Below are 13,297 nucleotides of genomic sequence, written 5' to 3'. Positions count from 1 at the left end.
AAGCTCCTGATGATGAGATGGTCAACCTTCGCGAAACACACAATGCCGCAGAAAAATGACAGCTTCATGACAGCACACTCCGGTTGACGCCTTCCCGATACCTCTTACGCTTCCCCCCTGCCCCTCCTCCTGCCCGGCCATGTCATGACGGCGTCACGGCCCTGTCACCGCGACCCCGGTCATTGCCACGCTTTTACAGCCGACGGCAACCTGAGCGGACACAAAAGAAACTGCCGCAAAAAAAGGCCGCCCGGCTTTGCGCCGGACGGCCAATCTGGTGTCGCTTCGATAGCGACAACATGAAACAACCGGGTCAGCTGATCAATAGCCCCAATGCCGCCGCGGCGCACAGGGTCAAGGACGCCGCCTGCAACACTCGCCGAGGCAACTTCGGCGCCAGCACCGCCCCCAGGGCGTGGCCCGCCACCACCATGGGCATGAAACTGAGGCTCACGCCCAACAGCCACAGCGGCACCCTGCCCACGGCGGCCAGGCTCGCCAGGGTCATCAACGACGAGATAAGAAAGAACGCCGCCAGGTTGCCCCGCAGGCGGTCCATCGGCATGCCATGCATCAGCAGCACGATGGGCGGTCCGCCGATCGCCGCCACGGCACCGAACACTCCCGACAGAAAACCAGCACCAAACAGTGACGAGCGGTTGACCGGCAGGCGCAGCTTGAACAGCGTCACCACCACCGCAAACAGCACGATGCTGGCGATCATCACCTCCAGCGTCGCCATGGGTGCCACCAGCAACAGCCAGACCCCGAGCAGGGTTCCCGGCACCTTGCCCACCAGGGCCATGGAGATATCGGTCATGGCGACTTCCCGGCGATAGCGGCGTACCACCAGACAGGACACCAGAAAGCCGTAGACCACCAGCACCACCGGCACCAGGGACGGCGCCTTCAACAGGATCAGTGGCGCCCCCACCACCGCCATGCCGAAGCCGGTGGTACGCTGGACGAAGGTCCCCAACGCCAGTACTGCCCCCACCCACAGCCACGAGCCGAGGGTCAGCTCGCTGAGCACCCACCACTCCCTTGCGCAGTCCTGCACTGCGGCCAGCAACGACGCCATCATGACGCCGCCTCCTCGACCCGAGGCGGACGTCCGGCGAGCACGCGCAGGCCGACGTTGCCGATCAACGCCACCGTGACCATGGCGATCACCATGGGCCAGGCAGAGTCGATTTCAAAGGCGGTGACCAGGGCACCGGACAGTGCTGCACTGCTGAACTGGATACTGCCGAGCAGCGCCGTGGCGGTAGCGCTCATATGACTGAACCGCTCCAGCAGCGATGAAATGGCGTTGGGCGAGATCAGCCCCACCACGCCCAGAAACGCCATCACCAGAGGCACCACAGTGAACAGCGAGTCCGTCCCCGTGGCGACTACAACCAACAGGCCACTGGCGGCGACCAGCTGAATGGCGAGACCAAGGCGCAGGTTCTGCTGGGGTGTACGCCGACGCAGCAGGCGAATATTGACCCGGTTGGACAGCGCCATCACCACCACATTGGCACCAAAGACAAAGGGATAGGCCGCCGGCGACAGCCCGTAGTGCTGCATATAGAGAAACGGCGACGAGGTGACGAAGGCAAAGATGCCGGCGAAGGACGCCGCCACCGCCAGGATGTAGCCCATGGCCTGGCGATCGGTCAGCACACTTGCGTAGTTGCGCAGCACCTGACGGGGCGAGGCCACCGGTGCCCCTGCAGGCCGGGTCTCCGGCAGAAAGGCCCCGAGCAGCCACATCAGGAAGGCGGCATAGACCGCCAGGAAGACGAAGATCAGCCACCAGTCGGCCAGGTACAGCAGCAGGCTACCGACCATCGGCGCCACCAGCGGCGCCAGCATCAGGATCATCGCCATGGTCGACATGACCTTGGCCGCCTCGCGGCCACTGAAACAGTCGCGCACGATCGCGGCGGAATTGACCACGCAGGCGCCGCCGCCCAGCGCCTGGACAAAGCGCCAGACCAGAAGCTCCGTCAACGAATCGACGCTGACGATCACCAGGCTGGCGATCAAGAACAGGATCTGTCCGGCCAGCAGCACCGGCTTGCGTCCGATGCGGTCGGAAAGCGGCCCGCAAGTGAGCTGGCCCACGGCAAAACCGACCATGAACACGCTGAGTGAAAGCTCGGTGTGATGAACACTGGCCCCCACCGACTCGGCCAGCGCCGGCATGGCCGGCAGGTAGGCGTCGATGGCGAAGGGGGCAAGGGCGGTATTGGCGGCCACCAGCAGGGCGACACGCCGGGCATTCAGGGACACAGGCGCTCCATGAAGAACAAGGTTTGAAAAATTGTCATCGGGTTGATCGTGACGCCGCTGCGGCTGTTGTCCACATCGACGCCTTGGTACAGTAGGTCCAGCTCACCACCGCCCAACTACGGAGATTGCCACATGGCAGACGATCTGCTGACCCAACTGAAGGCGATGACCACGGTGGTCGCCGACACCGGCGACCTGGACGCCATTCGTCGCTTCCAGCCCACCGACGCCACCACCAACCCGTCGCTGATCCTGCAGGCCGCCAGCCACGCCGATCGTCGCGCCCGCCTGGCCGCCATCGCCAAGGAGGCCAACGACATCGATGACGCTCTCGACGCCGTGGCGGTGGACATCGGCAGCGAGATCAGCGAGCTGGTGCCTGGGTATGTGTCGACCGAGGTCAGCGCACGGCTATCGTTCGATACCGAAGGTACCCTGGCCCGCGCCCATTCACTGATCGAGCGCTATGCCCGCAAAGGCGTCGGCGCCGAGCGCATCCTGATCAAGGTGGCGTCCACCTGGGAAGGCATTCGTGCCGCCAAGACGCTGGAGCGAGAAGGCATCCGCACCAATCTGACGCTGCTGTTCAGCTTCGCCCAGGCCCAGGCCTGCGCCGACGCCGGGGTCACGCTGATCTCGCCCTTCGTCGGCCGCATCCTCGACTGGCACAAGGCCCAGCAGCCGGAGGCCGACTTCAGCGGCGACAACGATCCCGGCGTGCAATCGGTCAAGCGCATCTACGACCACTACAAGGGCCACGGCTACTCGACCATCGTGATGGGCGCGAGCTTCCGTAACACCGACGAGGTCAAGGCGCTGGCCGGCTGCGACCGTCTGACCATCTCGCCGGCACTGCTCGAGGAATTGCACGGTCAGCAAGGCGCTCTCGAACGCCGCCTCGTCCGCAGCGACGCCGAGACCAGCGCACCGGAGCCCCAGACCGAAGACGACTTCCGCTGGGCCATGAACGAAGACGCCATGGCCACCGAAAAACTGGCCGAAGGCATCCGCAAGTTCATGGCCGATCAGCGCAAGCTGGAAAGCCTGCTGACCGAACTGCGCCAGGGATGATCAAGGGCGCACCACCGGCAAGCCTGGCTGGGCCTGGCTGCAGATGATCAAGAGGGCGATCCATGGATCGCCCTCTTGCATTATGCGGTTGCCAGCTTGCGGCGATCTGACACCGCTTTCCGCTTTCGGAGTTCGCCATTTTCTACGCCTTCGGCGCCTTCTGCTGAACACGCCTTCGGCGCGTCGACGTCAGGCCCGGCACGGGCGGGATCAGGCCTTGTGCGAAGCGTCGTTCTGGGCCTCGAGCATCTCGACCAGAGGCTGGAACTGTTCGTGGTTATGCTCGTTCATGCGCATCAGGATACGATGCGCTTCGAGGATGCGCTCCCGCAGCCCCTCTTCATCGGCGGGCACTTCGGGGAGCTCCTCGAAGTCGTCGACCTCGGCGATGGGACGCTCCAGCAAGGTAAAGAAAGCGCCAAAGCCCATCACCTCGAGCATCCGCTTGACGTCGGGATTGTCGGCCACGATGGTCGGCGCCTGCTCGAGCTTGCCGCGCAGCGCCATGGCCACCTTGGCCAGGAAGCCAAGCGCCGTGGAATCGACGTTGCTGGCCTCGCGCAGGTCGATCATCACCGCCTTGAGTCCCGGCGTGTCGGCCAGTTGCTGGGCCTGGAGATCCAGGGTGGCACACAGGGTCAGGCGCACGTCGCCACATAGCTTCAGGACGAACACACCGGCCTCGAATGCCGCCTTCAGTCGACCTTCATGCACTTTCATCGCCAAACCCGCTCACCAACATGATCGTCAAGTCGTCGGGCAGCTCTTCGCGCCCCGAGGTGGGGTCCTCCAGCGCTTCTTCATCGCTGGAGAGCGCCCCCAGGGCCAGCCCCCGACGCATCGTATCCAGGGAATCGCTGTCTTCGACCCGCTGCCTGAGATCGTCAAGGCGCGCCTCGAGACTGTCCCCCGGCAAGCACTCCAGCACTCCATCGGAGCAAAGCCAGAGCGAAAAGTCATCGGGCAAGTCACATCCCAGTGCCGGATAACTGACCTCCGGAAACAATCCGACCGGCATGCCCTCTCCCGCCAGCGTGGTGACGCCCTCGTCGGACTTCAACAGTGGCATCGGCAGCTGCGCGCCGAGAGAATAGTGCAGATAGCGCTTCTGCTGGTCGATCACGCCGACGAACAGGGTGGCGTGCTTGCCGATCCCCGTGTCCAGCAGCTCCCGATTCAACTGGGACAGCCAGCGCGGCGGCAATGCCTCGGGTGCCTCACCGTCCCACTCGCCTTGCCAGCGATTGAACAGATACTTGAGCAGCACCGTCACGAAGGCGGACGAGGCTCCGTGGCCCGACACATCAGCGAAATAGAATAATGTATAGCGCTCATTGTACGCCTGGATATCGAGAAAGTCGCCTGACAGATACAACGAGGGCGCAAGCCAGTAGTCACAGCCGATCGCCCCCAGCTGCTGCGGCCTCGGCGGCAGCATGCGACGCTGGATCTGGCCGCCGGCCTGCTGGTCGAGCCGGAGCATCGCCAGGTGGGTCTCCAGGCTCTCGTTGAGCTCTTCCAGTCGCGCTCGATCCTCTTCGCGCTCCCGGGCCAGACGATTGACGTCCACCACACGCCGGATCATCCGCCTGAGCAGATGGGCATGGCGCAAGGGGTCGATCACGTAGTCGACAAGGCCCGCGTCAACGGCCTTGAGCAGATCGTCGTCTCGCCGGTCCTCGCTGACCACCAGGGTGGGCCAGCGCTCGGCCAGCACCATCCACTCGCGACTCGGTACCGCCAGCGAATGTGCTACCACCAGCGCCGTGGAGCCGGGAAGCTCATCGGCGCTGGCGGCGGCAAAGACCGCAAGTCCGTCGCGAGCAATCGCGTCCACCAGGGCGTCGCGGTGCTCGCCCGGGTGGTCGATTACCCCGATCAGAGGTTTGGCTGCTTGCATGCAGATGCCACCTTACTCGGCGAAGGCATCTTCGTCGTAGTCAAAGCCATCGTCGATAAAGCTGTCGTCACCAAGCTCACCATCGGTGACCTCGAAACGACGACGCTGTAGCCAGGCGTCACGAATGAAGCTGTAGCGATCACCGCGAATCAGATCCTCCTGATCGAGAAGGCTGGCACGCGCGTCGAGCAGCTCGAGACCGCGTAGCGAGTAGCGCACGGTGTCGTCCTCGACGTAGGTCAGCGGGTAGGTGTACCAGTCGACCGGCAAGGCGCTGGTGTCACGCACTGTGCTGGGGCCGAGGAACGGCAGCACCACGAAGGGCCCCTCGCCCACGCCCCAGGCAGCCAGAGTCTGGCCGAAGTCTTCCTCGTCGGCGATAAAGCCGGCGTGGGTCGCCGGATCCAGAAGACCACCCAGACCGAAGGTGGTGTTCATCAGAAAGCGCATGCTCGAGTTGCCGGCATTGGCACCCTTGCCCTGCAGCAGGCTGTTGAGCACCGTGCGCACTTCGCCGAGGTTGTCGAAGAAGTTGCTGACACCGCGCTCGAGCGGGTCCGGGGTCACGTAGCGATAACCCTGGGCGGCAGGCTTGAGTGCATAGCGATCCAGCACATCGTTGAAGGCGAAGACCCTGCGATTGAAGCCCTCCCAGGGGTCCGCTGGATTGGGCTCGCTGGATACGCCGCTGCTGGCGCAGCCACTTGCCGCCAGGGCGACGGCCATGACCAGGACACCCCTCTGCATGCCCTTGCCCAGGGCACCGCTGTAGTTCGCGTTCATCGTTCGACTGCCTCCCTTGCCTGTCCTTGTCACGATCGTCAATCTATCGGCGCTGTTGTCCGGGGTTGGACTCCGGGTAGCGTCAGCGACGACGCCTCTGCGTACGGCAGTCGTCTGGTTCCGCCGACGAGTCAGCTGTCGGTTCCCCGGAGGGTCGGCCTCAGTCCCTGCGAATCACCACGCAGCCCGCACTGTAGCCCGCGCCGAAGGAACACACCACCCCGGTAGCGCCCGGTTCCAGGTCTTGATGATGCAGATGGAACGCGATGATCGAACCGGCAGAACTTGTATTAGCGTAACGGTCAAGAATAATCGGCGCTTGATCCGGAGCAGGCTCCTGGCCCAGCACCCGTCGTGCGATAAGATCGTTCATGTGTCGATTGGCCTGATGCAGCCATAACCGCGACAGCGTACCAGGCGCGATATCCAGGCTCTCCAGGTGGTCACGGATCAACTGTGCCACCATCGGGCAGACTTCCTTGAAGACCCTGCGGCCTTCCTGCACGAACAGCTTGTCGGCTGCCTGGGGGTCGGCGTCGGTGACGCGGTTGAGAAAGCCCGCATTATTGCGAATGGCGTTGGAAAACTGCGTCACCAGTCGGGTCCCGAGCACCTCGAACCGTGTCTCGGCTGTCGCCACCTGGTCGCTTTCCAGCACCAGGGCGGTACAGGCGTCGCCAAAGATGAAGTGGCTGTCACGGTCGCGGAAGTTCAGGTGTGCCGAACACACCTCGGGGTTGACCACCAGGGCGCGGCGCACGCCGCCGGAGCGGATGGCATTGGCGGCGTTGTCGATGGCGAAGGTGGCCGAGGAACAGGCCACGTTCATGTCGAAGGCGTAGCCCCCGGTGCCCAGCGCACGCTGCAACTCCACCGCCACCGCCGGATAGGGGCGCTCCAGGTTCGAGCAGGCCACGATCACCAGGTCGATGTCGGCGGCCTCGACCCCCGCTGCGGCCAGCGCCTCGTGCGAGGCGGCCAGCGCCATCTCGCACTGGATGCCGGGGCTGTCGTTGTCGCGCTCGTCGAGCTTCGGGCGCATGCGCTCGGGATTCAGGATGCCCTCTGCGTCCAGCACGTAGCGGCTGTGGATACCCGAGGCCTTGACGATGAATTCACTGCTGGAATGGGCCAGGGCGTCACGTTCCCCGGCCTCGATCGCCTCGCGGTGGCGGGCATTCTCGGCATCCACCCAGGCGTTGTACGACGCCACCAGGGCGTCGTTGTCGATGGCGTTGGCCGGGGTATACAGGCCGCTGCCGGTAATAAGCACCTTCGCTGGGGTCATGCCCTTCTCCTTCATGCGGCACCTCGGTGCCGCCGGTCGATCGCGACCGCCCGGGGCGGTCACTCACTTTCGTCATCTTTGGCGCGGGGGCCTTACCCCCGCCCGGTCAATTCCGCCCAGCGTTTCTCCAGGCGCTTCTCCGATACCGGCATGGCGGTACCCAGCTGCTGCGCAAACAGCGATACCCGCAACTCCTCGATCCACCAGCGAAACTCCACCAGCGATGGATCTTCGACGCCGCCTCGGTGCTCGGCCTGTCGACGCGTCTCGAGGCGCGTCTCGAAGTCCTGCACCGTCTGCATCAGCATCTGGTCGCGCATGCGCTCGCGCGGGGCCTTCTCCAGGCGCACCTGGGCGGCCTCCATGTAGCGCGGATAAGCCTCGAGCCAGGCACCGGCGTCGGTCACGAACCCCGGGTACACCAGCCGCTGCATCTGTGCCTTGAGATCACTGTATACCAGCGCCAGCGACAGGCTCAGGTTACCCTTCAACGCCTTTGTCACCGCCAGATGTCCCTCCAGTGCCGGCTTGAGCACCCCCACCAGCTTGTCGGCATGGGGAACGATATCCTGGCGAACCGCCTGAATGCGTTGTTCCAGGGCCTCGGCACTGCGCGGCAGCGGGTCCACCGCCACGACCTGCCGGAAGACGGCCGTCACCACATCTTCGGTCAGTGCACGCTTGCTGCCTACCTTGGCGAACAATAGAGCACAGGTCGACAGTCCCTGGGTACGCTCGATAGCCTTCACTTGATCTGGCAGCCGTTCCATCGCCGCCTTGACCACCCCGCGGCGATGCGCTTCATGGGCCTTGGCCGGATGATCGAACAGCTCGAGGCTGAGCCCGCTCGACGAAGGCACCAGCGCCGGGAATGCCTCGACACGAATCCCGGCCTGGGAGGTCACCCGCGATTCCGGCAATGCCTGCTCGGGGAAGCCCGACAGCTCGGACTGGCTCTCCACGCTCTTGGCCAGCGCCCGGGCACCCTGACTGGCGGCAGCCTCGAAACGCCGCTCCAGCGCCCGCAGGTCGCGGCCCTGGCCCAGCACCTTGCCGCTGTGGTCGACCACCTTGAGGTTCATCACCAGGTGGGGCTCGAGCTGATCGAGGCGCCAGTCGTCCGGCGATAGGCGCAGCCCGGTCTTGACCCGCAGAAATTCACCGAGCGCCTCGGTCAGGCTGCCGTCCCCGGGTACCAGTGCCTCCAGCGCCGCGTCGACCCAGTCGGGTATCGGCACCACCTGTCGGCGTATCGACTTGGGCAGCGACTTCAACAGGGCGATGCACTTGTCCCGGAGCAATCCCGGCACCAGCCACTCGAGGCGAGACGACGACAGCTGAGACAGCATCGCCGCCGGCACCGTCATGGTCACACCGTCATCCTCGGCCCCCGGCGCGAAGTGATAGGCCAGCGGATAGCGCACACCGTCGATCGAAAGCTCGTCAGGATAGGCGTCACCGGTGACGTCATCCGCCTCCCGTGCCAGCAGCGCCTGACGGTCGAACTTGAGAAGCTCAGGGTCACTGCGCTCGGCCTTGCGGCGCCAGGCCTCGAAGCCCTTGCCGTTGACGATATCCTCAGGCAGGCGAGCGTCGTAGAAGTCGAATAGCTGCTCTTCGTCCACCAGAATGTCGCGCCGCCGTGCGCGATCCTCGAGGTCCTCGACCTCGTCGATCAGTGCCCGGTTGTGGGCGAAGAACTCGCCCTTGGTGCGAAACTCGCCTTCCACCAGCGCCCGGCGGATAAACAGCTCACGGCTTTCGACCGGGGCGATGGGGCCATAGTGGACCTTGCGCCGGGCCACGATCGGCAGCCCGAACAGGGTGACCTGCTCGAAGGCCACCACCTGGGCCCGCTTCATCTCCCAATGGGGCTCGCTGTAGCTGCGCTTGACCAGATGGCCCGCCAGAGGCTCGATCCACTGTGGCTCGACCTTGGCCACGCTGCGCGCGAACAGCTTCGAGGTCTCGACCAGCTCCATCGCCATCACCCACTTCGGAGACTTCTTCGAAAGCCCCGATGCCGGATGAATCATGAACTTGCGATTGCGCGCCCCAAGATACTCGCGGTTCTCGGTCAGGGTGCCCAGATGGCTCAGCAGACCCGTCAACAGCGCCTTGTGCATGGCCACCGTCTGCTGACGCTTTCGCTCCTTGGCCTGACCATCGTCATCTTCACCTTCGGCGGCGATGGCGGGCCTGGCCGACGGCACCTGGATATCCATGTCCTTGAGCAGCTGACGCAACTGGCGGAAGGTATCGTGCCACTCGCGCAGGCGCAGGTAATTCAGGAAATTATCGCGACACCAGCGACGCAGCCGGTTGCCCGAGAGTTCCTCTCGGGCGGCTTCGAAGCCGTGCCACAGATTGAGCAGGGCCACGAAGTCGGAATCCGGATCCTGCCAGCGGCGGTGGGCCTGATCGGCAGCTTCGCGCTTGTCGGAGGGTCGATCACGCGGGTCCTGCACCGCCAGCGCCGAGACCACGATCAGCACCTCGCGTAGGCTCTGCTGCTCGACCCCGGCCAGCACCATGCGGGCCAGGCGCGGATCGATGGGTAGTCGCGCCAGCCGTCGCCCCAATGTCGTCAGGCGGCTGTTGTCGTCGACCGCACCCAGCTCATAGAGCAACTTGAAGCCATCGGTGACGAAGCGCGAGTCAGGTGGATCGACGAAGGGAAAGTCCTGGATGTCGCCCAGTTTCAGCGACAGCATCGACAGGATCACCGAGGCCAGGTTGGTGCGCCGGATCTCCGGATCGGTAAACTCAGGGCGCGCCAGGAAGTCGTCTTCGTCATACAGACGGATGCACACGCCTTCCGCCACCCGGCCGCAGCGGCCCTTGCGCTGATTGGCGCTGGCCTGGCTGACCGCCTCCACCGGCAGGCGCTGAATCTTGGCGCGATAGCTGTAGCGACTGATGCGCACCAGCCCCGGGTCGATCACGTAGCGGATACCCGGCACCGTCAGCGAGGTCTCGGCCACGTTGGTGGCGAGCACGATGCGCCGCCCGCTGTGGGGAGCAAACACGCGGTTCTGCTCGGCGTTAGAAAGCCTGGCGTAGAGCGGCAGTATCTCTGTGCTCTTGAGATCGGCGCGCCGGAGCACGTCGGCGGTCTCGCGGATCTCACGCTCACCGGGCAAAAACACCAGGATATCGCGGGGACCATGGAACCAGCGCTTTTCGCGCTCGATGGTCTCGATTTCCTCCACCGCGTGAAGGATACCCTCGCTGAGGGTGCGGTCTTCCTCGTCATCTTCGTCGCGAATCAGCGGACGATAACGCACCTCCACCGGGTAGGTACGACCCGAGACCTCCACCACCGGAGCAGGGCGCACGCCGCCGTCCTGGTCTCGGCTGGCAAAGTGCTGACTGAAGCGCTCCACATCGATGGTGGCGGAGGTGATGATGACCTTGAGATCCGGGCGGCGATCGAGCAGGCGCTTGAGGTAGCCGAGCAGGAAGTCGATATTGAGGCTGCGTTCGTGGGCCTCGTCGATGATCAGGGTGTCATAGCGGCGCAGGTCCGGATCCTGGCGGGTTTCCGCCAGCAGGATGCCGTCGGTCATCAGCTTGACCAGGGTGTCGTCGTTGGTCTGGTCGGTGAAGCGGACCTGATAACCCACCTGCTCGCCCAGCGGCACCTGCAGTTCTTCTGCCAGACGGGTCGCCACCGAGCGCGCCGCCAGGCGCCGCGGCTGGGTGTGGCCGATCAGCCCGCGACGGCCAAGCCCCAGCTCCAGACACAGCTTGGGCAGCTGGGTGGTCTTGCCGGAGCCGGTTTCGCCGGCCACCACCACCACCTGATGGGACTCCAGTGCCTTGAGGATATCGGCACGCCGCGCCGCCACCGGGAGCTGCTCGGGATAGTCGAGCGTGACCGGGCGCGCCTGGCGCGAGGCCAGGGTCTGACGGGAGCGCTGCCAGTGGTGCTCGACCTCCTTGAGTCCCCGGTCGATGGGCTTGCCGTCGCGTCGACGACGCTCGAGACCGGCCAGACGCTTGGCCAGCGTCGGGCGATCGCGAAGCATCACCTGTTCCAGTCCTTCGGTCAGAAACTTCAGGCGAGAGGCGTCGTCGGCGTTTTGCTGGGCGGTGGGCGTAGAACTACTCACGTTGGGGTCGAAGGCTCCGGGTGGATCATGGGCGCCGCGTCGCACGGACGCGGGGCGGGAAGGCTCCCGCAACGCAAAGGGCGCTATTGTAACGCCGCAGCCAAGGCAAGGGCCAATCGCCGGCCCCTGCCCTTCCCCGGACCTTGTCGGCGGGCGTCAGCCGTCGGTGCCGGTCCCGGTTTCGGTGCTGCCTTCGTCACGCAACTGGCGCCGGAGCACCTTGCCGACGTTGGTCTTGGGCAGTTCGTCACGAAACTCCACCAGCTTGGGCACCTTGTAGCCGGCCAACTCCTGCTTGCACCAGGCGCGCAGCTCGTCACTGGTCAAGGAGCTGTCCTTGGCCACCACGAACAGCTTGATGACTTCGCCGCTGGTATCGTCGGGCACCCCGACGGCGCAGGACTCGACCACCTTGGGGTGGGCCGCGACCACGTCTTCGATCTCGTTGGGATAGACGTTGAAGCCGGACACCAGAATCATGTCCTTCTTGCGATCGACGATACGCACGTAGCCATCGTCCTGGATGACCGCGATGTCACCGGTGTGGAAGAAGCCATCGGCATCGATGACCTTGGCCGTCTCGTCATCGCGGTTCCAGTATCCCTTCATCACCTGGGGGCCGCGCACGCACAGCTCGCCCGGCTCGCCCGGCTCGGGGTCGCCACCGTCAGGGTTGCACAGCTTGAGCTCGGTGCCGGCGACGGGGCGGCCGATGGTGCCCAGCTGTATCGCCTCCACCGGGTTGAAGCTGACGATCGGCGAGGTCTCGGTCAGGCCGTAACCCTCGGCGATGGGGCAGCCTGTCACCTCTTCCCAACGCTTGGCCGCGGCCTTGGTCAGCGCCATGCCACCGGAGATGGTCAGGTGCAGGTGGGAGAAGTCCAGCGCCTTGAAGTCGTCACGATTGCATAGCGCATTGAACAGCGTATTGAGCCCGACGAAGCCGGTGAAACGCGTCTTCGAGAGCTCCTTGATAAAGGTATCGAGGTCCCGCGGATTGGTGATCAGCAGCGAATGGTTGCCGCCTTCCAGCATGAACAGGCAGTTCACCGTAAAGGTATAGATGTGATAGACCGGCAGCGGCGCGACCACCACCTCACTACCCTCGCTCAAGCCACCCCCGATGATCTGCTTGGCCTGAAGCATGTTGGCCACCAGATTGCGGTGGGTCAGCATGGTGCCCTTGGCAAGCCCGGTGGTCCCCCCGGTGTACTGCAGCGCGGCGATATCGTCGAGTTCGCGTTCTACCTCACGGTGCTCGAGGGAGGCGCCTTGCTTGAGCACCTGACGCAACCCGACCGCCTTGGGGATCGAGTAGCGCGGCACCATCTTCTTGACGTACTTGACCACAAAGTTGATCAGCGGTCGTTTGGGGAAGTCGTGCAGATCACCGATCTCGGTGATCACCACATGCTCGATGTCGGTCTTGTCCAGCACCCGCTCGAGCTTGTCTGCCATGTTGGCCAGGATCAGGATCGCCTTGGCGCCGGAATCCTTGAACTGGTGGGTCATCTCGCGCTCGGTGTACAGCGGATTGGTGTTGACCACCACCATGCCGGCGCGAATGGCACCGAACACCGCTACCGGGAACTGCAGCAGATTCGGCAACTGGATCGCCACCCGATCACCGGGCTCAAGGTTGGTCTCGTGCTGCAGCCAGGCGGCGAAATCACCGGACAGCCGGTCAAGCTCGGCGTAGGTCAGGGACTTGCCCATGCACGAGAAGGCCACCTTTTCGTCGTAGCGCTTGACGGAGCGGTGGAAGATATCCATCACCGAATGATAGTCATCGAGCCCTTCCAGGGCCTCCCCCCGAACGATCGATGCAGCGGCGTTCTCACTCATGGGCGTTCTCCATTC

At 64.5% G+C, this 13,297-nt stretch carries 9 protein-coding genes; 1 reads left to right on the top strand and 8 read right to left on the bottom strand.

Features of this window, described 5'->3' with window-relative positions:
• Positions 1-313 precede the first annotated feature (313 nt).
• Positions 314-1,084, bottom strand: a complete 771-nt coding sequence (locus C9F12_RS00565) for a sulfite exporter TauE/SafE family protein (protein ID WP_345840221.1) — start codon at positions 1,082-1,084, stop codon at positions 314-316.
• Complete coding sequence (locus C9F12_RS00560) at positions 1,081-2,280, bottom strand: Bcr/CflA family multidrug efflux MFS transporter (RefSeq protein WP_108447651.1); 1,200 nt, start codon at positions 2,278-2,280, stop codon at positions 1,081-1,083. Before C9F12_RS00560 ends, C9F12_RS00565 begins: the two co-directional genes overlap by 4 nt.
• Positions 2,281-2,412: 132 nt before the next feature.
• On the opposite strand from C9F12_RS00560, the gene tal reads away from it, so the two are divergent.
• Entirely contained in the window at positions 2,413-3,351 is a 939-nt protein-coding gene (gene tal, locus C9F12_RS00555) for a transaldolase (RefSeq protein ID WP_108447650.1), read from the top strand.
• Between the two features lie 210 nt (positions 3,352-3,561).
• Here tal and C9F12_RS00550 read toward each other — a convergent pair whose 3' ends face one another.
• The 6 genes from C9F12_RS00550 to C9F12_RS00525 form a co-directional block, all read right to left on the bottom strand.
• Entirely contained in the window at positions 3,562-4,071 is a 510-nt protein-coding gene (locus C9F12_RS00550; RefSeq protein ID WP_045993227.1) for an STAS domain-containing protein, read from the bottom strand.
• Positions 4,058-5,251, bottom strand: coding sequence for a SpoIIE family protein phosphatase (locus C9F12_RS00545; protein WP_045993226.1), 1,194 nt, complete (start codon positions 5,249-5,251; stop codon positions 4,058-4,060). The genes C9F12_RS00550 and C9F12_RS00545 overlap by 14 nt, the downstream gene beginning before the upstream one ends.
• A gap of 12 nt (positions 5,252-5,263) precedes the next feature.
• Positions 5,264-6,034, bottom strand: coding sequence for a VacJ family lipoprotein (locus tag C9F12_RS00540; protein WP_240184119.1), 771 nt, complete (start codon positions 6,032-6,034; stop codon positions 5,264-5,266).
• Positions 6,035-6,194: 160 nt separating this feature from the next.
• On the bottom strand, positions 6,195-7,322 hold the full coding sequence (locus C9F12_RS00535) for a beta-ketoacyl-ACP synthase III (protein WP_108447649.1): 1,128 nt from the start codon (positions 7,320-7,322) through the stop codon (positions 6,195-6,197).
• Between the two features lie 92 nt (positions 7,323-7,414).
• Positions 7,415-11,386 (bottom strand): ATP-dependent RNA helicase HrpA, encoded by a 3,972-nt coding sequence (gene hrpA, locus C9F12_RS00530; RefSeq protein ID WP_275886748.1) that lies wholly within the window; start codon positions 11,384-11,386, stop codon positions 7,415-7,417.
• Positions 11,387-11,593: 207 nt separating this feature from the next.
• Positions 11,594-13,282, bottom strand: coding sequence for an AMP-binding protein (locus tag C9F12_RS00525; protein WP_108132629.1), 1,689 nt, complete (start codon positions 13,280-13,282; stop codon positions 11,594-11,596).
• Positions 13,283-13,297 lie beyond the last annotated feature (15 nt).

The sequence above is a fragment of the Halomonas sp. BN3-1 genome (assembly GCF_003056325.1).
Lineage (GTDB): Bacteria > Pseudomonadota > Gammaproteobacteria > Pseudomonadales > Halomonadaceae > Halomonas > Halomonas litopenaei.
Note: the sequence above shows the minus strand (reverse complement) of the source record. Positions and strands in the feature narration are given on the sequence as shown.

What these genes read in the sequence shown, in the direction of transcription:
- C9F12_RS00565 (WP_345840221.1), bottom strand. Translation starts at nt 1,084, where the DNA reads ATGATGGCGTCGTTGCTGGCCGCAGTGCAGGACTGCGCAAGGGAGTGG.
- tal (WP_108447650.1), top strand. Translation starts at nt 2,413, where the DNA reads ATGGCAGACGATCTGCTGACCCAACTGAAGGCGATGACCACGGTGGTC.
- C9F12_RS00550 (WP_045993227.1), bottom strand. Translation starts at nt 4,071, where the DNA reads ATGAAAGTGCATGAAGGTCGACTGAAGGCGGCATTCGAGGCCGGTGTG.
- C9F12_RS00545 (WP_045993226.1), bottom strand. Translation starts at nt 5,251, where the DNA reads ATGCAAGCAGCCAAACCTCTGATCGGGGTAATCGACCACCCGGGCGAG.
- C9F12_RS00540 (WP_240184119.1), bottom strand. Translation starts at nt 6,034, where the DNA reads ATGAACGCGAACTACAGCGGTGCCCTGGGCAAGGGCATGCAGAGGGGT.
- C9F12_RS00535 (WP_108447649.1), bottom strand. Translation starts at nt 7,322, where the DNA reads ATGACCCCAGCGAAGGTGCTTATTACCGGCAGCGGCCTGTATACCCCG.
- C9F12_RS00525 (WP_108132629.1), bottom strand. Translation starts at nt 13,282, where the DNA reads ATGAGTGAGAACGCCGCTGCATCGATCGTTCGGGGGGAGGCCCTGGAA.